26 protein-coding genes, 1 pseudogene and 2 riboswitches are annotated in these 21,390 nt (G+C 35.2%); of the genes and pseudogenes, 19 read left to right on the forward strand and 8 right to left on the reverse strand.

Annotated elements, in window-relative coordinates:
• Positions 1-29 precede the first annotated feature (29 nt).
• Positions 30-416: a globin domain-containing protein gene (locus LD272_RS03910; RefSeq protein WP_226035277.1), complete on the forward strand. Its 387-nt coding sequence runs from the start codon at positions 30-32 to the stop codon at positions 414-416.
• 91 nt (positions 417-507) lie between these two features.
• On the opposite strand, the gene LD272_RS03915 is transcribed toward LD272_RS03910, so the two are convergent.
• Entirely contained in the window at positions 508-855 is a 348-nt protein-coding gene (locus tag LD272_RS03915) for a winged helix-turn-helix transcriptional regulator (RefSeq protein ID WP_226035278.1), read from the reverse strand.
• A 383-nt stretch (positions 856-1,238) separates the two neighbouring features.
• Here LD272_RS03915 and LD272_RS03920 point away from each other — a divergent pair, with 383 nt between their 5' ends.
• Both LD272_RS03920 and LD272_RS03925 read left to right on the forward strand, forming a co-directional pair.
• On the forward strand, positions 1,239-2,297 hold the full coding sequence (locus tag LD272_RS03920) for an LLM class flavin-dependent oxidoreductase (RefSeq protein ID WP_226035279.1): 1,059 nt from the start codon (positions 1,239-1,241) through the stop codon (positions 2,295-2,297).
• Between the two features lie 11 nt (positions 2,298-2,308).
• Entirely contained in the window at positions 2,309-2,875 is a 567-nt protein-coding gene (locus tag LD272_RS03925) for an NADPH-dependent FMN reductase (protein ID WP_226035280.1), read from the forward strand.
• 261 nt (positions 2,876-3,136) lie between these two features.
• On the opposite strand, the gene LD272_RS03930 is transcribed toward LD272_RS03925, so the two are convergent.
• A complete protein-coding gene (locus LD272_RS03930; protein ID WP_226035281.1) occupies positions 3,137-3,748 on the reverse strand; it encodes a DUF421 domain-containing protein in 612 nt (203 codons plus the stop codon).
• A 158-nt stretch (positions 3,749-3,906) separates the two neighbouring features.
• Positions 3,907-5,052, reverse strand: coding sequence for an MFS transporter (locus LD272_RS03935; RefSeq protein ID WP_226035282.1), 1,146 nt, complete (start codon positions 5,050-5,052; stop codon positions 3,907-3,909).
• Between the two features lie 132 nt (positions 5,053-5,184).
• On the opposite strand from LD272_RS03935, the gene LD272_RS03940 reads away from it, so the two are divergent.
• From LD272_RS03940 to LD272_RS03950, 3 genes are all read left to right on the forward strand, one after another.
• A complete protein-coding gene (locus tag LD272_RS03940; RefSeq protein ID WP_226035283.1) occupies positions 5,185-5,784 on the forward strand; it encodes a DUF421 domain-containing protein in 600 nt (199 codons plus the stop codon).
• A gap of 273 nt (positions 5,785-6,057) precedes the next feature.
• Positions 6,058-6,513: a CBS domain-containing protein gene (locus tag LD272_RS03945; RefSeq protein ID WP_226035284.1), complete on the forward strand. Its 456-nt coding sequence runs from the start codon at positions 6,058-6,060 to the stop codon at positions 6,511-6,513.
• 61 nt (positions 6,514-6,574) lie between these two features.
• The gene (locus LD272_RS03950) at positions 6,575-8,017 is read left to right on the forward strand and encodes a nicotinate phosphoribosyltransferase (protein ID WP_226035285.1); all 1,443 of its coding nucleotides are present in this window, start codon (positions 6,575-6,577) and stop codon (positions 8,015-8,017) included.
• Between the two features lie 154 nt (positions 8,018-8,171).
• On the opposite strand, the gene LD272_RS03955 is transcribed toward LD272_RS03950, so the two are convergent.
• Complete coding sequence (locus tag LD272_RS03955; protein WP_226035286.1) at positions 8,172-8,636, reverse strand: divergent PAP2 family protein; 465 nt, start codon at positions 8,634-8,636, stop codon at positions 8,172-8,174.
• Positions 8,637-8,847: 211 nt separating this feature from the next.
• Positions 8,848-8,928, forward strand: a riboswitch (ZMP/ZTP riboswitch).
• Between the two features lie 56 nt (positions 8,929-8,984).
• Between LD272_RS03955 and serC the strand changes: the two genes are divergently transcribed.
• The 7 genes from serC (at position 8,985) to LD272_RS03990 (ending at position 15,038) form a co-directional block, all read left to right on the forward strand.
• Positions 8,985-10,067, forward strand: a complete 1,083-nt coding sequence (gene serC, locus LD272_RS03960) for a 3-phosphoserine/phosphohydroxythreonine transaminase (RefSeq protein ID WP_226035287.1) — start codon at positions 8,985-8,987, stop codon at positions 10,065-10,067.
• Between the two features lie 170 nt (positions 10,068-10,237).
• Entirely contained in the window at positions 10,238-11,665 is a 1,428-nt protein-coding gene (locus LD272_RS03965; RefSeq protein WP_226035288.1) for an MDR family MFS transporter, read from the forward strand.
• 328 nt (positions 11,666-11,993) lie between these two features.
• Positions 11,994-12,080, forward strand: a riboswitch (cyclic di-GMP riboswitch).
• Positions 12,081-12,129: 49 nt separating this feature from the next.
• The gene (locus LD272_RS03970; protein WP_226035317.1) at positions 12,130-12,438 is read left to right on the forward strand and encodes an aspartyl-phosphate phosphatase Spo0E family protein; all 309 of its coding nucleotides are present in this window, start codon (positions 12,130-12,132) and stop codon (positions 12,436-12,438) included.
• A 242-nt stretch (positions 12,439-12,680) separates the two neighbouring features.
• Positions 12,681-13,106, forward strand: a complete 426-nt coding sequence (locus tag LD272_RS03975; RefSeq protein WP_226035289.1) for an OsmC family protein — start codon at positions 12,681-12,683, stop codon at positions 13,104-13,106.
• Between the two features lie 387 nt (positions 13,107-13,493).
• Positions 13,494-13,907 carry an RrF2 family transcriptional regulator gene (locus LD272_RS03980; RefSeq protein ID WP_226035290.1) on the forward strand — a complete coding sequence of 138 codons (414 nt, stop codon included), beginning with the start codon at positions 13,494-13,496 and terminating at the stop codon, positions 13,905-13,907.
• A gap of 172 nt (positions 13,908-14,079) precedes the next feature.
• A complete protein-coding gene (locus LD272_RS03985) occupies positions 14,080-14,577 on the forward strand; it encodes a cyclic nucleotide-binding domain-containing protein (RefSeq protein WP_226035291.1) in 498 nt (165 codons plus the stop codon).
• 71 nt (positions 14,578-14,648) lie between these two features.
• Complete coding sequence (locus LD272_RS03990) at positions 14,649-15,038, forward strand: IDEAL domain-containing protein (RefSeq protein ID WP_226035292.1); 390 nt, start codon at positions 14,649-14,651, stop codon at positions 15,036-15,038.
• 295 nt (positions 15,039-15,333) lie between these two features.
• Here the strand turns inward: LD272_RS03990 and LD272_RS03995 are convergent, their stop codons facing one another.
• A complete protein-coding gene (locus LD272_RS03995; RefSeq protein ID WP_226035293.1) occupies positions 15,334-15,648 on the reverse strand; it encodes a hypothetical protein in 315 nt (104 codons plus the stop codon).
• A gap of 210 nt (positions 15,649-15,858) precedes the next feature.
• Here LD272_RS03995 and LD272_RS04000 point away from each other — a divergent pair, with 210 nt between their 5' ends.
• Positions 15,859-16,521 carry a ribonuclease H family protein gene (locus LD272_RS04000; RefSeq protein ID WP_226035294.1) on the forward strand — a complete coding sequence of 221 codons (663 nt, stop codon included), beginning with the start codon at positions 15,859-15,861 and terminating at the stop codon, positions 16,519-16,521.
• A gap of 81 nt (positions 16,522-16,602) precedes the next feature.
• Here the strand turns inward: LD272_RS04000 and LD272_RS04005 are convergent, their stop codons facing one another.
• Positions 16,603-16,791 carry a hypothetical protein gene (locus LD272_RS04005; protein ID WP_226035295.1) on the reverse strand — a complete coding sequence of 63 codons (189 nt, stop codon included), beginning with the start codon at positions 16,789-16,791 and terminating at the stop codon, positions 16,603-16,605.
• Between the two features lie 90 nt (positions 16,792-16,881).
• Positions 16,882-17,073 carry a hypothetical protein gene (locus tag LD272_RS04010; RefSeq protein ID WP_226035296.1) on the reverse strand — a complete coding sequence of 64 codons (192 nt, stop codon included), beginning with the start codon at positions 17,071-17,073 and terminating at the stop codon, positions 16,882-16,884.
• 354 nt (positions 17,074-17,427) lie between these two features.
• Here LD272_RS04010 and LD272_RS04015 point away from each other — a divergent pair, with 354 nt between their 5' ends.
• From LD272_RS04015 to LD272_RS04035, 5 genes are all read left to right on the forward strand, one after another.
• Complete coding sequence (locus LD272_RS04015; RefSeq protein ID WP_226035297.1) at positions 17,428-18,186, forward strand: cytochrome c biogenesis CcdA family protein; 759 nt, start codon at positions 17,428-17,430, stop codon at positions 18,184-18,186.
• Between the two features lie 18 nt (positions 18,187-18,204).
• Positions 18,205-18,759, forward strand: coding sequence for a peroxiredoxin family protein (locus LD272_RS04020; RefSeq protein ID WP_226035298.1), 555 nt, complete (start codon positions 18,205-18,207; stop codon positions 18,757-18,759).
• Positions 18,760-18,893: 134 nt separating this feature from the next.
• Positions 18,894-19,469, forward strand: coding sequence for an SCO family protein (locus LD272_RS04025; protein WP_226035299.1), 576 nt, complete (start codon positions 18,894-18,896; stop codon positions 19,467-19,469).
• Positions 19,470-19,762: 293 nt separating this feature from the next.
• Positions 19,763-20,047, forward strand: coding sequence for a DUF3219 family protein (locus LD272_RS04030; protein WP_226035300.1), 285 nt, complete (start codon positions 19,763-19,765; stop codon positions 20,045-20,047).
• Positions 20,048-20,143: 96 nt separating this feature from the next.
• Positions 20,144-20,965 (forward strand): STAS domain-containing protein, encoded by an 822-nt coding sequence (locus LD272_RS04035; RefSeq protein WP_226035301.1) that lies wholly within the window; start codon positions 20,144-20,146, stop codon positions 20,963-20,965.
• 236 nt (positions 20,966-21,201) lie between these two features.
• On the opposite strand, the pseudogene LD272_RS04040 reads toward LD272_RS04035, so the two are convergent.
• A pseudogene (locus tag LD272_RS04040) lies at positions 21,202-21,390 on the reverse strand (group II intron reverse transcriptase/maturase); the annotation flags it as partial.

The raw sequence follows: 21,390 nt of genomic DNA on the forward strand, positions 1-21,390 counted from the left end.
AGTCTCACTAATTCAAGGGAGTGTAGGAAATGACAGACCAACGGTTACAAAGTTTATATGATGAAATTGGTGAAGATAAAATTAACCAACTAGTGGATGCTTTCTATCCAAAAGTGTATGATGATCCAGTTTTAAGTCCATTGTTTAAGGGAGATATAAATGAAATTAAGCGAAAGCAAAAGATGTTCCTAACGCAGTTCCTTGGGGGTCCTGCTCTGTATAGTGAAGAATTTGGACCACCTGCAATGAAACATCGCCACTTACGGTTTGAAATCACTCAAAAAAGAGCAGAGTCTTGGTTACGTTGTATGGGCGAAGCTTTTGAAGAAGTGGAAATAAGTGAACTTCCGGCCGGTAAGTTTTTTTATCAGCGTTTGAAGCAGGTAGCTGCAATTATGGTTAATACGGAGCAATAAGAATAAGGAAGTAGAGTTTATTTATAAATAGTTGAATAATCTTGTTAGAATAATAGCAAATGGGCTGTGTTAAACTGCAGCCCATTTGCTATTATAAGCTGCCCTGATTTAGCTTTTCCATTTTATGTAACGTGTGTTTTGTTCCCCACTCATGCATAGCCGCCAAAATCGGTTCTAGGCTCCTTCCATATTCTGTAATGGAATACTCTACTTTTGGAGGCACCTGAGGATAAACAACGCGTTCAATAATATCCTCGTCTTCTAATTCTCGTAATTGTTTTGTTAGCATCTTTTGGGTGACTCCAGGTACATTACGTTTTAACTCGCTGAATCTTTGTGTGCCATTCTTCAATAGATGCAATAAAATAATTGGTTTCCATTTCCCCACTAGTATTCCTAAAGCGTCTTCCACACGACATAATTCTGGCTCGATTTTCATTTTAATTCCTCCATTAGTATCCTTTTTGATACTATACTACAAAAAAGTGCGTACTTACATTTATTACTCTTATAAATCATAATTGCATTGTTAAGTGCTAGTTGAAAAATGGGTTTCTTAATAATTTTGAGACATTCCATTTTTATTGAACAATGACGCTGGTATAAAATACTATTATAATTAGTAGTCTGAAATTCTTCTGAATATCAACTGGAACCGCACAAAAATATCCATTTCTTGTGCAAATTGATGATAGGGGCGTACTTTTAAATAAGATGAAACAAACTATTGTGATTATTACTACCAAAGTAGTAATATTAGCATCTAGCATCGAGAAACAAAAAAGTTAATTTAGTATTTAATGAAGGATAGGTGAAGCATAGATGGAAAAGTATCGTATTGATCAAAGTAAAGGATTGGAGTTTGGAATTTACACACTAGGTGACCATTTACCAGACCCTTTAACTGGAGAGCGAGTCTCTGCAGAAGAGCGCATTCATGAAATTATCGATTATGCTAAGCTAGCTGATCAGGCGGGTATAGATTTCTTTAGTGTGGGTGAGAGTCACCAGGAGTTTTTTGCAACACAAGCGCATGCTGTAGTGCTTTCAGCCATTGCTCAGGCGACAAAGAATATTAAAATTTCAAGTTCTTCTACAATTATAAGTACCTCAGATCCAGTTCGTGTCTATGAAAATTTTGCTACACTTGATTTGATCTCAAGAGGGCGTGCAGAGATTGTTGCTGGCCGTGCATCAAGAGTCGGATTATTTGATTTATTGGGCTATAACCTTCGCGATTATGAAGAGTTGTTTGAGGAGAAATTTGAGCTGTTGATGAAAATAAATGAAGAGGAAGTTGTTAACTGGGATGGAGAATTTCGTGCTCCTTTAAAGAATGCGAAGGTTCTTCCTCGTCCGAAAAACGGCTCACTGCCAATATGGCGTGCTGTTGGTGGTTCACCTGCTAGTGCGATAAGAGCAGGCTATGCCGGTGTTCCGATGTATATGGCTCATTTAGGTGGACCTGCTTCTGTTTTCAAACGAACAATTGATGCTTATCGTGAAGCTGCAACACAAAAAGGCTTTGATACATCAGAGCTCCCTGTTTCAACGGCTGGTTTTTTCTATGCAGCTGACAGCTCACAGCAGGCACTAAAAGACATGTATCCTCATATTAATGAGGGGATGAAGCGAACGAACGGTCAAGGTTTTCCGAAACAGCACTTTGCACAGGGTGTCGATCCTCATAATGTTATGAATATTGGTAGTCCGCAGGAAATCATCGAAAAAATTCTTTATCAACATGAACTATTTGGCAATCAGCGTTATATTGCACAAATTGATTTTGGTGGTATGCCAATGGATAAATTAAAGAAAAATATTGAGATAATCGGAACTGAAATTCTACCAGCAATCAAAAAATACACAGTAAATAAATAGGGGGAAAGAAAATGAAGATTGTCGGATTATCCGGCTCTAAGGTTGGGTCGAAAACAAGAACAGCAATGAACTATACAGTTAATGCGATGCGAGAAAAATATCCAACTATTGAAGTAACATTAATTGATTTAGCCCAATACGATGTTCAGTTTAGCGATGGACGTAATTATTTGGAATACGAAGGTGATACACGATACGTAGTACAAACAATTATGGAAGCAGATGCAATTATTATCGGAACACCGATTTTCCAAGCTTCGATACCAGCAACATTGAAGAACGTATTTGATCTACTTCCAGTAAACGCATTTCGCGATAAAGTTGTCAGCATGTTTGTGACAGCAGGTTCACCAAAGCATTATTTAATTGTCGAACAACAATTAAAACCTATTTTGGTCTACATGAAAGCACAGATTGTTCAAACCTTCGTATTTATTGAAGAAAAGGATTTCTATCGAAAGGAAATTACAAATGATGACGTGTTATTCCGCATCGATCGTTTGGTTGAAGATACAGTCGTATTAACGGAAACATATACAAACATCCGTGAAGCTAAAGAAGCTGAATATGATTTTTAGGTAGATGAAATATTAATAATAGAAATTATAATGGGATAGGTTAGCAATCGACAATGTTGTTTCGTCAAACCTATCCTATTTTGGGTTTACTTCAAAGGCTTTTTTTCTAAAAGATTTTGATATAAAGAACGAACGGAAGAAAGTTACTGAAGCTATGTCGCAGTTTATAACAACTTTGAAGATTTTAAAGCAACAATATTTATTTAAGGTCCATTTCAAAAGAGTATCAATTTGCATTATAATATTCATTCCGATAATAGCTTACTTCAAATCTTTTGGAGGTTTTTCGACATGTTTTTTATTTTTCACCTCGGAAAAAATGTCATTTGAATCACTTGCTTGATTATCTGTTTTTTTTATTGGTGGATAAAACTGAGTCCCTTGAATTGTATCCATAACCATTTGAATATCTTCTTTGGTAGCATGAAGCTTACTTGGTTTCAACAAATATCCTAATTGACCGTTTGACTCTATCGTAGCCCACTGTAGATCACTAATATGTTGAATATTTTGTTGTCTCAATCGCACTTCAAGCATATCTACGGTTAAACGTAATTTTTTTAAATTTTTTTCAATTATTTTACCATTATCAACGACTACTAGTGATTTTCCATAAATAAAGGTCTCCGCTTTATCGAATTTCAAGACGAGATATTCGACAAAAATAAGTGTAAGGACCATTAACAAGGTAATTACTAAAGTAATCCAAATGTTTCTTTCACTTACTGGTTGAATAATTAATGAACCGACAGCTACCATCATGACGGTCTGAGCAACCGTAAGCTGCGATATTGACTTCCTTCCAGCTACCCGAAGTATAATTATCCCGCCAATGACAACGACAATAGCTTTCCATATGAAATGTAAATCCAAAAAATCCCCCCCTTGTTAAACTATGTATAGATAGGTTGCTAAGAATAAACTAAACTATTCGTGGTAGTAATAACCCGTAGATAAAAATAAACAGAAAAAAACCGATTCAATTATTTTTGAACCGGTTTTACTGCGTCAAACCATTTATTGTGAATCTATTATGATGTGCGCCGTAAATTAGTATAACCGGCAACCGCAAGAACAATCATACCAATTAAAAAGGCAAGAAAATATGGGGATACTGTGTCACGAACTATACCCGTAACAAATGAACTGACGATGATACCTAGTGAGAAAATAGCGGACATGTAGGCAAAGGCTCTTCCATGTACTTCTCTTGGAGCACTCTCGGTAAGTGCAGTTGCCATCGCCGGCATAACAAGGCCAAAAAATATACCAATAATAAATAATAGGACAGGTAAAGGCAGTGATGTACTAAAGATAGCAAATAACGCCATCGACATACCAAACAAGCCAAGCTTAAGTCGTTTCAAAGGGCTAAAACGATTGATGAAAAATAACGACAACGTTAGAAATGTCCCGATGCCCATATAGCTAAATAACTGACCTGTGTGAAAGGTAGAAAGTCCCTGTTCAACTGTTAAGTAGGGAATTTCAAAAATTAATACTCCGTGAATATACATTACGGCAAAACCTAATAAATAAACAATCAGTAGGCTAGGGGCCAATAAAACATTTTTAAAGCCTACAGATGACTTGTGGTGGTGATTTGTTACAACGACAACTTGTCTATCTTTTAAATAACGCATGGAATAGATACCGGTTACTAACATCGCTGTACCAATGAAAAAGTAAGTGTTGACATAACCTATTAAAACAACCAATTTACCGCCGAGAAGCGGAGCAATAATACTTGCTAGTGTAGACAAAATACCGTTGATAGCCATATTTTTTCCTTGCTGTCGACTATTTTTTGCGTATCCAGAAAGTAGAGTGTATGCTGCAGGAATCAAAAATGCTAACGCAAATCCGTTTAGTCCATGCAATAGTAATAGGTCGACAGAGTTTCGAGCTAAACCATGTGCAATAAACAATCCACCTGAAGCAAATAATGGAAGCGTAATAAATATTTTTTTGCCAAAACGATCAACCAGTGGTCCAGCAAGTAAATTCCCAGATAAATTAGTCAGTGCAGTCACACTAAGGATTATACCAATTAGAACACTTGATGCACCAAATGCTGCTGCGAATGGTGTGAAAACTGGAATCTGAAGTCTCATGATTAAACTAATAAGAAACATAACGATAAAGATATTAAATTTATCTACAACTATTTCACGCATTTTCTCACCTCGAAAACAATCTATGTTTAAAAAGTGAAAAATAGACGAGCAATGATGTCGTTTCCTTAATCACAATAGTTTTTAAATAGTTTAGTGAAACTAAAAGATAATAGGGGTTAGGAGGTTAGCATTATGGAAGGTTTGATTCAAGCAATTATTTATATTGTAGCGGCAAATATACTGCTAAGATTTGCTGGCAAACGAACGATTTCTCAGTCGACACCAAGTGAAGTTGTCATTATGATTGGAATTGGTACGGTCTTGGTACATCCGTTAAAATCAGAGGACCCATGGGTTAGTGTCTACCATGGAGTTCTAATTGTTGTAGCAATTATTATAGTGTCAATCTTACAAATTTATCTGCCTAAGTTCCAAAAATGGAATATGGGTGAGCCTTTAATAATCGTCAAAGACGGTGAAATTTTACAAAAAAATCTTAAAAAAGCAAGAATTACAGTAGACGAATTAAAGATGAAGTTGAGAATAAAAAAAGTAAATGATCTAACAAAACTTAAATGTGTTACCTTAGAAGTAAGTGGTGATATAGGAATAGAATTTTTAGAAAAGCACTCATTTGCTACCCAAAAAGAAGTCGATGATTTAAAAAAGGCAATTCAAATGATTGGCGATATAGTCGGTTCCCCTGTTGTTTTTTATACGCCCCCGACTGATCCAGGTAAAAATCTTTTCAACCAGGTTGAAGAGGTACAGGAGAAGGATCCATTACAATAATAGAGATGCTTACTTTTGTTCCATTTCGTTTTAGCGTCGATCATCCCAAATTCCAGAGATGGGAATGGTTATAGGGTAATTAATTTCTTATCTTTAACGGAGTTTATAGGTTGCTTGAATAATCACTTTGATAGTTAACCATAGTTGTAAAATACAACTATTTAAAAATATGGTAAAATAGTTGTATTAATTGTATTTTTAAACAGAATAATTTTGCTGCGAAAGAAAGTATTTCTATTAGCCAGTAGTAACCTTTTTAAAGGAGGGGAAGGCATGAAAGCTCACGAAATCATGATTAATAAGGTCCACAAGGTGAACGAGGGAGATACTGTTCGGTCTGTTATCGAGAAATTTATAGAGCACAATATCAGTGGACTTCCAGTAGTTACTAAAAAAGATGAAATCGTTGCTTACATAAGTGATGGCGATATCATGAGATATATTGGTAAACATAAAGATATAGTGGTTGATTCCATGTTTTTTGTCAACATTATCAAAGGAGATGAACAGGGGTTTGAGGACCGCTTAAAAAATATTATTGATTTAAACGTCCTGACTATCGCAAAAAAAAGGTTCATCAAAGTCGATTGGCAAAAGAACATTGAAGATGTTGCCGCTATATTAGGAGAGAAACAAATAAAGAAACTCCCTGTCGAGCGTGATGGGAAATTGGTTGGTATTATCAGTCGTGGAGATGTCATCCGTAATGCATTTAATCGCATTATTTAGTGCCTGGAAAATTTAGAGTGGGAATAGCTTTAGTTAATAATTTTGTTTAAGGAGATTTGAAATGACTAGCCGAAATCTAACTTTACACACAGATAAATATCAAGTAAATATGATTTATGCTCATTGGAAATTGAATCGTCACAACAATGTTCGGGTATTTGATGCTTATTTTAGAAAAAATCCTTTTAATAATGGATATGCGGTATTTGCAGGTCTCGAGAGAATAATAAACTACATCAATTCGCTCGAGTTCACTGAAGCTGATTTGGATTACTTGCGAACTCAGCCAGAAAATTATGACGAAGCGTTCCTAGCAGAACTTAAAAAAATTAGGTTTACAGGCACCTTGCATGCTGTAACAGAAGGTACGATTGTTTTCCCTAATGAGCCAATTGTGAGAGTGGAAGCAAGAATCTTTGAGGCACAACTTATAGAAACAGCTTTGTTGAATTTCATGAATTATCAAACACTTGTTGCTACCAAAGCCTCAAGAATCATTCAAGTTGCTCCTAGTGATGATTCGTTCTTCGAATTTGGAACAAGAAGAGCGCAAGAAGCAGATGCTGCAATATGGGGAACTAGAGCCTGTTACATCGCAGGTTTCAACGGAACGAGTAATATGGAAGCAGGAAAGCGATTTGGTATCCCTACTATTGGAACACACTCACATGCTTGGATAATGGATTTTGAATCAGAATTAGAATCTTTTCGGGCATATGCGAAAATTTATCCAGATACCACGGTACTATTAGTTGATACTTATGATACATTAAAATTAGGAGTTCCAAATGCAATTAAAGTCGGAAAGGAATTAGCCCAAAAAGGTCATAAGTTAAAGGGAATCCGGTTAGATAGTGGAGATTTAGCTTTTTTATCGAAAGAAGCTAGAAGAATGCTTGATGAGGCAGGTCTTGACTATGTAAGGATTACAGCTAGTAATGAACTTGATGAGCATGTTATTTCTGATTTAATTGCCCAGGGTGCGAGGATAGATGCCTGGGGTGTAGGCACACAATTGATAACGGCGGCTGATAACCCGTCGCTTGGTGGAGTTTATAAATTGGTTGCCCGGAAAAATGGGAATACATATGAGCCAGTGATTAAAATTTCAGGAAACCCTGAAAAAACAACAACCCCTGGTTTAAAAACTGTTTATCGGTTTAAAGGAAAAAAGAGCAACAAAGCAATGGGGGATTACATTGCTTTTCTAGATGAAACGATCAACGAAGATTCAAAAATTAAATTGTTCGATCCTGTATATACGTATAAGCAGAAGTTCGCAATTAATTTTCATGCAGAAGAGCTGTTAAAACCTATTTTTGTAAATGGTGAGCAAGTTTACACTCTTCCCTTTATAGACGATATTAGGGATTATCATAAGGAACAATTAACATTGTTTTGGGAAGAATATTTGAGAAAGCTAAATCCTGAAATTTATCCAGTAGATTTGAGCGAACAAGTGTGGAATACTAAAATGGATCTTTATCAACATAGTAAACGTTGATTCATACGTTTTTGGATAATAAAGTTAATCTTTTCCGTTTAATCCTATCAGGCTTTAGAAAAGTTTAGGGAATAGAAGTAGGTGTCAGGAACTTTACCTGGACTAAAAAAACTGTCCTTAGAAGGTCCTGACACTGACAATAGAATTTTTAATGTTATCTTTTATTTTCCGATAAATAACTAAGCGCTCCGATGATTATACCGAATAGTGCGCCACCAGCTACCTCATTTGGTAAATGCCCAAGCATTTCTTTTAATTCTCTATCTCGTTTCTTGTGATAAATACCAGGGTGGTTTTCAACAATTTTTTCTAGCTGTTCATCGATATCGTTTACTGCTATCGCTATTTCTCCAGCTTGCCAGCGTATTCCCATCGCATCATACATGACAATTAAACTGAAAATACTAGAGACACCGAAATCTATTGATGCAAATCCCTCTTTTAAAGCTACATAAGTAGTCAGAGATATCACAGCTGAGGAATGGGAGCTTGGCATTTCTCCACTTGCAAAAAGCTTATTCCAATCCCAATTACCTGTTTTCGCATAATTTACTGGTACTTTTAGTAATTGAGCAGCACCAATACCCACTAAAGCTGTTGTAATTGCTCGATTTAACATAGGTTCACCTCAAGATTAAGATGAGAAATAAAGTCATCTTTTATTCAGATGAAATTAATTCTTCTTCAGAAGAATTTTAAAAGGTGTAATCCACTTACGGATTGACGAAAATTTAATCTAAATATCAAATCGACAAGAATTAGACAAAAAGTTTTCACCACTAATTTGTTGTGAATTTTTAGAAAAGTTGATAAGATTAGACAATGATGAAATGGCAATGTGTAACTGGCGAAATGCGAATTACCGCAAGGGGAGCACATTGTATCGATAGCCGTTCGCCTGGGCAGGAGGTAAGGAATAAAATCCTTGCCTTTTTCTATCTATATTTTAAAGTAGGAGTTGCTTACATTGAAGAGAGTTTATAATTTTGCAGCGGGGCCGTCTATGCTTCCGATTGCTGTACTGGAAAAAGCACAACAGGAATTACTTAACTACCAAGATTCTGGCATGTCTGTCATGGAGTTAAGCCATCGTTCTGGGCTGTACACAGATGTAATTGAGACTGCAGAACTGCTTCTCAGAGATTTAATGAAAATTCCGGATAATTACAAAGTTCTGTTTATACAAGGTGGAGCATCACAGCAGTTTTCAATGGTACCAATGAATTTAATGGCGAAAAATGGCAAAGCAGATTATGTGAATACAGGTTCTTGGTCTAAAAAAGCAATTAAAGAAGCGAAAAAATTTGGACAGGTTCGCGAGATTGCTTCTTCAGAGGATGGTAATTTCACCTACATACCGAAAATTGACAGTAGTATGATTGATCAACAAGCAGATTATGTCCATATTACTACCAATAATACAATTGAAGGTACTGCTTTTAGAGAAATTCCAGAAACAGGTGACGTGCCACTGGTTGCTGATATGTCTTCTAATATTTTGTCTGAAGAGATGGATATTTCAAAATTTGGGTTGATCTATGCGGGGGCTCAAAAGAACATAGGTCCAGCTGGCTTAACTGTTGTCATTATTCGTGGAGATTTAATTGGCAGTGCACCAGAATCTTTCCCAACCATGTTGGATTATAAAACACATAGCGTGAGTGGTTCCTTATACAATACACCACCTACATTTGCAATTTATATGGCTAAACTTGTATTTGAATGGTTAACAGAACATGGTGGCATCAAAGCGATGCAAAAGGTAAATGAAGAAAAAGCTGCTATTTTGTATGACTATATTGATCAGTCTGAGTTTTACGAATCTCCGGTAAGAAAGGATAGCCGTTCGCTTATGAACATTCCATTTGTTATCCCGAATCGGGATCTAGATGCTGCGTTTGTTAAAGAAGCACAAAATAGGGAGCTAGAGACGTTAAAAGGGCACCGTTCGGTAGGCGGTATGCGAGCAAGTATTTACAATGCAATGCCACTTGAAGGCGTTCAGGCTCTTGTCGATTTTATGAAAGAATTTGAGAAAGAAAATAAGTAATATCAAAAATTTGTGAAAATGAACAAAAAATCAGGGAAAGGGTTTGGAGTTTTCTCCAATCCGTTCCCTGATTTTTTTGAGAATTAAAGTGTAAAATAGTTGATAAATAAGTTTAAAAAGTAGATTATGTATAAGTGACATTTTTTTACGTAGAATTTGGAGGATCAATTATGGAAGCGAAAATCAAGACAAAACCAATTTTAATTACATTTATGATTGGTGCGTTTTTTGCAATATTAAATGAAACATTACTTAATATAGCATTAACAGAATTCATGGAAGTATTTGGCGTCAGTGAGCCAACTGTCCAATGGTTAGCTACTGGATTTATGTTAGTAATGGGTGTATTAATGCCGATATCCGCATTATTAATTCAGTGGTTTACGACAAGACAAATGTTTATTGGTGTCATGACCGTGTTTTTAGCTGGAACAGTTATTGCTGCTAGTGCACTTAATTTTCCGATGTTACTAACTGGTCGTATGATACAGGCTGTTGGTACGGGGCTTTTAATTCCTATTATTTTCAATACTTTACTATTACTATATCGTCCTGAAGTTCGTGGGAAAATAATGGGGACTTTTGGTTTAGTTATCATGTTTGCCCCAGCAATTGGACCAACTTTATCTGGTATAATTGTTGATTTATTTGGATGGCGTTGGTTATTTTTATTCGTTATACCTTTTGCGCTTTTCTCCATTTTATTTGCACTAAAGTATTTAACAAATGTTGGAGAGGTTACTCGTCCGAAAGTGGATATAATATCGATTGTTCTCTCTAGTATAGGTATCGGTGGAATTGTTTATGGGTTTAGTAGTGCAGGTGAACAAGCTGAAGGTTTCTTATCAGTAACGATAATATCTATTATCTCGGTCAGTGTAATCAGTATCGTTTTATTTGTACTGCGCCAATTGAAACTAGATGAACCATTATTGGATGTTCGTGTATTTAAATATAAAAATTACACGCGGGGGGTAGCTTTATTTGTCATTGTCATTATGGCAATGTTTGCATCAGAGATTGTAATGCCGATGTATTTACAAGGTCCGCTCGGATATTCGGCGAAAATGGCAGGATTATTACTGTTACCTGGGGCGTTGTTGAATGGGTTAATGTCTCCGGTAATGGGAACTCTGTTTGACAAATTTGGTCCAAGGAAATTAATGATTCCTGGTACGGTTTTTTTAGTCGGAGTAATGATATTCTTTAGCAATATTAATCCTTCTGTACCGATATGGTCGTTTATTCTTGTGTATATGGTGCTAATGCTTTCCATCTCAGCGATCATGATGCCAGCACAAACTAATGCACTAAATGAACTACCGAAGCATTTGTATCCTCATGGCACCGCAATAGCGAATACACTACAACCAATTTCAGGTGCACTGGGTGTATCAATCTTTGTAAGTATTATGACCAAAGGTAGGGATAGTCATCTAGACCAACAGACAGGACCAATAACAGAGAAAATCATCGATGAAGCAATGACTAATGGCGTACATCATGCCTATTGGTTCGCACTTGTCTTAACAATTATTGCTGTCTTCATCGCACTATTTATTAAAAAAGCAGTTGCACCAGATTTTAATAAGGAATAATAGATTTCTATAAAGCAATTTATGCTTAGAGTGAATAAGAAAACAATCGAGTCAGTCGTCACATCAAAGACAAATGTCTTTATGTTGTTGACTGACTCGTTTTTTTAATTAAAGTGAATCAAATACTAAATATTACATTAAATCGGTTAGTTGATTCCCATTTTGGGGTATAAACAATTATCTGATTTATTTGTAGCTTTAACAGCTTGACATTTTTGAGTGTTTTCAGTCGAAATTGCGCAATTATTGTTGCGAAAATTCAGATAATTTAGTATAATGTGTACAACCTTCTTCTTATGTCAACTATAGGTCAACTCCAAATTGCACTTGTACGAAATGGCAAAGCCATTGAAAAATGGTGTCGCAAAGCTATAGGGGCTAAGTTTTTTCGTGAATAAGCCAGCCAGCTATCGAATATTACTCCTGTTTTAAAAAATACAAAGGAGGACTGTGATTTGGATAAAGTGAATCATTTAGAGATAGTTAGTAGGGATATCTGCATGTTACGGAATTTGATGTACCAAGCAAAAAATCATTCAGGAAGTATGAGTGATCCATTGGTAATTGAAATAAGTCAGTATTTAGATTTAAAGTTAAATCAGCATGAAGAGTTAATTGAATTCTATAGATGTGAAAATGGAGGAATAGATATGTCTAAAAATGATAAACAAGATGATAAGCATATTGATAATAAATCACAGTCAAAGACTGATGAAGAGCAATTACAATGGCAAAGATCAGTGATAAGAGAAGAACATATAACTTCCAAATAAGCACTATTCAAGGTCTTTTTCGATGAATTAATAGGATTGATCTAAAATAAAATTTTTAGAGAAGAGGGTAAAACAGTACACTCAAGAGGGAGGAGGGTGTACTGTTTGTTTGGGTTTATTTAGCAGAAATCTGAAATAGGATTTAAGTGTACTTACAGTTAATCTCGGAAAGTTGTATTGAACAAGGAACTATTGCAAAATATAAATAGTAAATGAACTAACATAAGGAGTTTGATGAGGCTATGGATTTAACAATAAAGTGGAATGAAAAGATGGCTTTTTCTAGTGTTACTCCTTCTGGGCATGAAATTAACATGGATGCATCAGAAGAAGTTGGCGGAGAAAATTCTGGATCAAGACCGACGGAATTACTATTAAATGCTGTTGCAGGTTGTACTGGTATTGATATTATTTCGATTTTGAAAAAGATGCGCTTAGAACCTACCGCTTTTCAGATGGATGTAAAAGGTGCACGTGCACAAGAGCATCCAAAGAAGTTTACTACAATAAATATTCATTATGCAATCGACGGGGATTTACCTGAAGATAAAGTAGTACGAGCAATTCAATTATCAAAAGATAAATATTGTTCTGTTTCTCACTCGTTAAGTGCGGAAATTACTGCAACTTATTCGCTGAATGGTGTTAAGGGTGAAAAGAGGATATAATCTAGTTTTTAAAAAAGCGATAGTGTCAGTTACCGTTTATAGTAGTCCGGTACCTGACATTATTTAATTTTGTGCATTTTAAAACTTGAAACTTCTTTAGAGTTGTTTCGTAAAAAAAGAATGTCTCCTTGTTATTGTTTGTGAATTTAAACAATCACATAATATAAATGCTACATACTACATTTCAACTGATGTCTCACTACTTACCCTCCATATTCAAGAAAGGTATAGCAGTTATACGCAATTGATCAAACAATAGATTTGACACACGACACTGTAACTATTATTATTACAGTTATTCTTTCTGTTTTTGTTAATTCAAGTCAGTTAAAATTTGAATTGACTTAATACATTCAGCAACCATCACAATTTAGGGAGGGTTAGGATATGAATAGTGATTTTTCGCTAGCCGTTCACAGTTTAACGTTGCTTACACTACTACCAGATCATATGTCTTCAAGTGATGCTATAGCAGAAAGTGCTTCAGTACATCCTGTTCGCATTCGCAAGGTGCTAAGTTTGTTGCGTAAGCAAGGACTTATCAAATCAAAAGAAGGAACAGGCGGTGGTTTTATATTTGCGTCAAATCCTAGTGAAATTACTCTTAGAGAAATATATAAGATTACTTCAGGGGGATCCTTGCAGCCTAAATGTCCAGATGTAAATAACAGCTGTGTTGTTGGGGCTAATATGAAAGATGTACTGTGTTCTATTTTTTTAGATGCTGAAGATCATCTCGGGGAATTTTTAGGTCAATATAGTATTGAAGATGTAGTGAAATCATTGAAACAGAAACAATAAAACAAATTTATTATTTGACTTAAGGTTTGTTAAAATGGTAAAAATGTATAAATATAATAGATAGCAGTTAATTACTTTTAGAACTATATATTTTAGTAATAATGCACGTAAGTATTGACTTTTTTATTTAAATAAATGTAAAAAAATTAATTACAGATAAGGTGGGAATAATATGAAAGCAGCTTCTCTAGATGTAAAGAAATTGGCTACACGTCAGGACTTGATAAACTTAGATGGCTATGGTGTTGAAGTGAAAAAGCTGCAAAATGAAAGAATTTATACTCCAGAGCAAGTAACAAATGCTGCTTTCTATTTAAAAAAAGGCTTTGTAAGACTTGTTAATAAACAAAACTGTATGACAAAAATCATTGGAGCTGGTGATTTTTTCGGTGATCGTTCTATTTTTTTCTCGGAATATATGTACGCGCAAGCACTCACAAGTATTGAATATATGCATATTGATGAATTGAATTTTCAACGGCTAATGGGTAGTGATGTAAGACTAGCGATGGAAATCAATACGAATATTTCTAAACATTACGTTTATTTGCAGGAAAAACAAAATTTATTTGTTCGATCAAAAGAACTTTTTACTCATATAAAAAGAGACCATTCATTAATACCTTTATTATTTAATAGAAAAGAAGAGAGCTCTATTTGTTTGAATTAGACACTTACATGTTTGAGCTATAGCTAAAATGCAAATTTCAGTTACAAATCTTAAAGGAGGGGAACTAAATCATGGAAATGAATAAAAACTTAACATTAGTTGTTGGAGATTGGGTTAGAGGAAAAACAAGAAATGGAGCATTGGTTCATGGATATTTGGAAAGTATCCAATCAAAAAATTCGAAAGTAGCACTTAAAGTGGTCGTCAGTGATAATGAGCGAATCATAGGTAATACTGTACATTTCGAACAAAAAGACATTGAGAAAATAGATAACTCAGTTAAAACTAGCGAGAAACAGCTTGAAGATCTAATTGATTTTGCCCTAGCCACTAAAGATCACAACTGGTTCATGGAGTTGTCTGCAGAACTTAAAAATCTTAAACAAAATGAAAAATTCTCTACTAATAGGAATAATGACTTAAATAGCAATTACAAAAAACTAAGAAATAGATCATACTAGTGCTCTGGTGTCATTTACTTGACGTGGAAAAATGTCCACAAACGGTGTCTGGCACCGTTTCTATTTCTGTTTGTTACTGGAAAAATGTATAAAAAATGATTCTAGAGTGAAGCAGGAGTTATTTTTTCTTATTAAAGGTAAGCAGTAAGAATGGGGTGTAACACAACCTGTCAATAAGACAGAAAGTCGCTCATACAGGGCCAGAACTATATATTCAAGGTTAACGATATTTTTTGGTGGATAGTTAGTAAGTTAGTAAAAGGAGAGTAGCTGATCGTGCCAAAATTCAGGCGGACTAATTAAAAAGCCCTATGATACCTGTAATGGCCATGATGGCACTTAACCCAGTTCCAATAACCCATTTTATCATCATAACTTGAGTTTTTTTTATATTGGCTTCAATCTTTTCTTGATAATAATCTAAGTCGGATTTGGTTACTAGTTCTTTCTCTTTTATTAATTGCTCTATAATAATTTTCACATCGTTTTCGTCTGTTTTGGCATTTAGTAATTGTTCTATTTTATCTACTGTTGACTCTAATTCTCCCAATTTGACTTCTGTAACTCCTTGTCTAGTGTGCAAATCCTTTATGATTATCACCCCTTCCACTAGTTCTCACCATGTATAGAAACACCCCACAATTTATCTTATTCATAGCAGTGTTCGAATGGAAAGGCGCTTGTCCATTGAATAAATAAATGGACATAAAGGTATTCTTATCAATTAAATCGATATTACCTTTGAGTTAAAATAGTTCATTTAATCAAGGGCACAATGATACTATTGAAAATAAATTACCTTACTAAGGAAGGTTTTGCTATGTTTGTCAGAATTGAATTAACTTATAAAACACCAAAAGGAACTGAAACAACGTTCAGCTCGGATGAATTGAAGGCCGCGAAAGCGATTTTGATTGCGGATGATTTAGAAAAATCAGGCCGCGCTAAAAATTTAATGTTTGTCGATAACCATGAAAATACTTGGAACATGAAAGAACTAAAGAAATTTATGAAGGGTATCGAAACCGAACCGCATAACGCAACGGTTTATTTTGACGGTGGGTTTGATATAGGTGCAAAAAAATCAGGCTTAGGCTGTGCGATTTATTATGAACAAAATGGCAAGTCATTTCGGCTACGTAAAAACGCTTTAGTAGAAGAACTTGATACGAACAATGAGGCTGAGTATGCTGCATTTCACCTAGGATTACAAGAATTAGAACGATTGGGTGTGCACCATTTGCCAGTTACTTTTGTCGGTGATTCTCAGGTAGTCATAAATCAATTAAAGGGAGAGTGGCCGTGCGTGGAAGAGGAATTAAATAAATGGGCTGATCGAATTGAGGATAAACTTAAGGAGTTAGGGATTACTCCAGAATATAAAGCGGTTTCACGAAAAAGAAACCGAGAAACAGACCAATTAGCGACTCAGGCATTAAACGATGTTGAAATCACGAGTACGATTGAGATAGAAAAGGACTAACTTAAGCTAGTTGAAGGTGCAGGTATCTTTCTCGACAAATGTCAAAAGACGATACCTGCTATTTTTTATGGACGTCAGCAGTTATTCTAACGATTGATTGAATTTTTCCAATTCAGGGTCCTTCTTTAATGACTTTACATGAAAGGGATTGGTCGAGTTGTTTGGAGCCGTGCGAATTCCAATTTCCTTGCCGACTGGGTCGGAAATGATTCCATCTCTATCGCCATCAGAGTGTGGATCTTGTTCGACATTTACGCTTCTTTTTGGCACCAGATTCACCTCCTCTATAAGGGAAAATCCAAGATTGGTTATAAGAGAGAGTCCATTCCACCATAGGGAATGGACTCATACAATTAATCTTTAGCTTTCATCAAAAAATTCATTAAATAACCTGTCGTTTGTATCCTTATCACTAGCATAAGGATTTTCAACTTTATTATTTTTGACATCTAAATTTGTTTTTGCAACTATCCTTGGACTATCGGAGTGATTTGCAATCACTCGGTCATCAAGCGAATCAAAATCAGGCATATTGTTTTCTTTTTTATCCATTAAAACACGTCACTCCTTTGAGTGGTTTTTAGAGGTTTGCTCTATTTTAGTTTAAACTTCGACACTCAAACTATTCTTGACTGAAGTAACTTTTTTAACGATTATAAATATACCCATAGCTTGAAGTCTTCTTTGTCCTTTTATTTTGCCAAAAAGTTGTCACATCTTAGTACTAGAACAAGCTTGTATTCATGAAACTTTCACATTATCCATGTATTATGATGTTAAATGCGATTTTAGACAAAGGATTGGTACAGATCTATTTGTGCTAATGTTAGCCATATATGATGGCATAATGGTTGTGTGATTTTTTAATAAGTAGCCGCGTTACTTCAAGGAGAAAGAGGGATCGAAATGAGCGGAATTGAAACAGATACGATGTTGTTTGTAGGAATGTTTCTAGCGATGGGAGCTGGCGCTCTCTCGTTTTTATCACCCTGTGTACTGCCAATTTTCCCAGCTTACTTATCGTATATTACGGGAGTGAGTGTCAAAGATTTACGAGAAAATCAAAACAGTGAAATTCGCCTTAAATTAATGAGTCATTCTGCGTTTTTTTTACTAGGGGTTTCACTTGTATTTATTAGCCTGGGTGCTGGTGCTTCATTTTTAGGGCAATGGATTACCCAGTTGTTAATTGGTGATTCAGGGCTGTTTATTCAGCGGATTGCTGGGGTTTTTATTATTATTATGGGATTAGTTATTGCTGGTTGGATTAATATGCCGACTTTAATGAAAGAAAAACGTTTCCATTTTTCAAAAAAGCCTGCTGGCTATCTTGGAACGTTTTTTGTAGGACTTGGTTTTGCAGCTGGTTGGACGCCATGTATTGGTCCTATTTTTGGGTCTATTTTAATGTTAGCAGCAAGCAATCCAGGTCAAGGTATTTTTTATACAGTCATGTATGTAATTGGTTTTTCTTTTCCATTTTTCCTCTTAACATTTTTCCTTGGATCAACAAGGTGGATTGTACGTCATAGTAAGGTGATTATGACTATGGGTGGTATCATTATGATTTTAATGGGCTTGCTTTTATTTTCTGGCCAACTGCCACGGATTACTGGTTTTCTTCTTAACTTAATAGAAGATACGTGGTTAGCAAGATTAGGATAGTAACGGAGGTATTTTTAGATGAAAAAAGGAATTCTGATTACGATTGTGGTAGGTATGCTTGGATGGGCGATGTACGATTTGGTAAACTCAAATGATACAATCGTTGAGCAAGGAGAGGGTACTATTTCTGAAGTACATGAGTCTGAAGAAGTAGGCCTTAGTCGAGGAGGAATTGCTCCGGATTTTGAACTTGAGACACTAGAAGGAGAAACAGTACGTTTATCTGATTACCGGGGACAACGTGTCTTAGTTAACTTTTGGGCTACTTGGTGTCCTCCATGTAGGGCGGAAATGCCGGACATGCAAAAGCTTTATAATTATGAAGATGTAGAAATTTTAGCAGTTAACATGACCGATACGGAAAGTAGTGAAAGTACTGTCACTGAGTTTGTAGATGACCTTGATTTGACTTTCCCAGTATTGATGGATGTAGATGCAGAAGTTGTTACTAATTATCAGGTTCGAGCCTACCCGACCTCTTATATGATTGATTCAAATGGTCGTATTCAATTTATCGCAATGGGTGCAATGAATTATGACCTTATGGTACAAGAATTAGAAAAGATGGATTAACTATTTCACATCACCGGTTATACAGTGTATAATATTGTTGATATTGGATAGGTAGGTAAGGTTTTTAAATTCTTAAAATGAAACGACTCTCAATCACTTTGTAACCATACTGTTTTAGGAAAGGAAATTAGTAAATGAATCGATTAATAATTATAGGAATGTTTATTTTCATTCTTTTTCTAACTGCATGCGGCGGCGAAATTGAAACAAATATGTCAAGAGATGTCCTTGATTTCAGTGCTACGACACAAGACAACGAAACACTGACACAGGAGGACTTGGAAGGAGAATGGTGGATAGCTGATTTTGTGTTTACAAATTGTACAACTGTCTGTTTGCCGATGACAACAAACATGTCGAAGCTCCAAGAGAAAATGAAGGAAGAAGAATTAGATGCTGAACTCATTTCGTTTAGCGTTGATCCTGAGTATGATTCACCTGAAGTTTTAAGCAAATACGCAGATAATTATCAGGCTGATTTAACTAACTGGACTTTTTTAACTGGTTACGAGTTTGAAGCCATCAGGGAGCTATCAATAAAATCATTCCAATCGATGTTGGAGAAGCCTCCAGAAGGATCTGATCAAGTAACGCATGGTACTAGATTCTTCTTAGTTAATCCCGAGGGTGAGGTAATTAAAAACTATAGTGGTGTAGATCGAAAAGAGTTAGATATAATAATTGAGGATTTGAAGTTAGCTCTTAATTAAGCATATAAGTAAGTCAATTTCATAATACTGATTTCCCTGAAAGTTGTCATCCAGATATAGTTGTGATTGTCCGTTCCTAAACTATATATGGATGACAATTGCTGATTATAAAATTGATTCAAGTGTTAATTATTATCCCGAGTACATCCATTAGAAGACTGTTTTGCCTTTTCGATAGGAGAATCAGTCTTCTTTTTAGTCTATCATGGCATTCATTACAATTCTTAGGGATACTTGACTTCACTGAAAAAAATATTAGTTGTGTTGAACAATATCAATAGGGAGATGACTCTGTGGTTAAAGAAATTATTTTAAATGATAGAATGATTCCAGTGACTAACTATCAAGAATCTGTAGAAGATGAGTTAGTAATGATTTCAGTAGATTTTAAAGTTTCACATGAGGAATACCATGAAATAACAACGTTACTGTATAAAGGTTCATTTGATGTGAATGTCCCGGAAAAAAACGTATCTTTTTTTGCAACAATACAAAATTATTTCACTTCAATAACCAACTTGTATCAAGAAGGAGAAGTAGGAGATTTTCATTTAAGTTTAGTTGAAATGAAAAGATAATCAATTTCTGAGCTTAATTTGTTTCAAATCTTTTGTTTAATTGATAAAAATAAGGGGTAATTAAGATATCTAACAGTAAGATTAGGGGGGAATGTAATGGAGTTTGCTTTTCAAGAATCGTTTAAACTAAAGGAATTTTTCGAGGAGAATACGGAGAAATTTGAAAACACATTGTTATCTGAGGCAGTCAATGTCAGTCAAAAAATAAATGAAATTTTGACGTTCGGTAATATTGACTTAGTCAATAATGCTCATCGATTGGTTGCGTATATAATTGAGGGCAAAGATAAAGAACTTCAATCTTTTGCTGAACAAGAAGGTATAGCTTGGGCAACTTATTCGATTGATTTATCTTTTAAACTAGAATGGGTACAAGCTATACGTAGAAGTCTGTGGAATTTAATTAAGCGTTTTAACGATTTGAATAGTCAAAAGATTGAAAACTTTTTTCAATTAGAATTAGAGATTAATAGTCGAGTTGACGAATTTTTGAATGTTTTTTTTATTAGTTATTCTACATATAAGGATTCACTAATCAAGGCACAAAGAGAATTGGTTGAAAATTTATCTGTGCCAATAATCCCAATTAACCCTTCTGTAAGTATTTTGCCCTTAATTGGCTCCATTGATAAATCAAGAACTTTTATTATAGAGGAGAAAGTATTGACGGAGGTAGGGAAATCCGGTATTCAGGTACTAATTTTGGATTTATCTGGTATTGCAGAGATGGGAGCTGAAGAGATAAGTTATTTGGTGAAGATTATCACCGCGATTTCGATGATGGGATGTGATACGGTAATTACTGGTTTACGGAAGGAAGTTGCCAAAAGAGTAACACAATTAGGGATTACATTTGGTCCGAATACGAAAACAGTGGGAACGATGCAACAAGCATTAAACAGATATTTAATAGAGTGATGGATTTAAACCCAAAAATGTGAGCAGTTTTAGTTAGAATTTTCGATTTAGATAGATGATCTCTCGATACTTTTTTAAAAAAGGTATAATAGTGTTTTGTAGATTTGTCGTTTAGAAATTCTATTATATAGCAGAAATACTACTATCTTGCTTATTCAAAATCGAGTAGGAGGATAATCATTAGTTGATTATCCGACCTCTCACACCACCGTGCGTACGGTTCCGTACACGGCGGTTCAATAGTTTAAGTGTGCTTTCTCGAGTAGTTGGTTAAGGTCTTTCAAACCAACTTTCTCGAGAATTTCATTCTTGATAGCTCTGTGTAGGATATGGCTACAAGCTATGTGCCAGTATCCCTTTCGTGTGTTAGCCCATTCCCAAGCTTTCTGTTTGGGAATTTTTAATTTGATAAGACTTCTGTACCG

It is taken from the genome of Aquibacillus saliphilus (genome assembly GCF_020404745.1).
Classification (GTDB): domain Bacteria; phylum Bacillota; class Bacilli; order Bacillales; family Amphibacillaceae; genus Aquibacillus; species Aquibacillus saliphilus.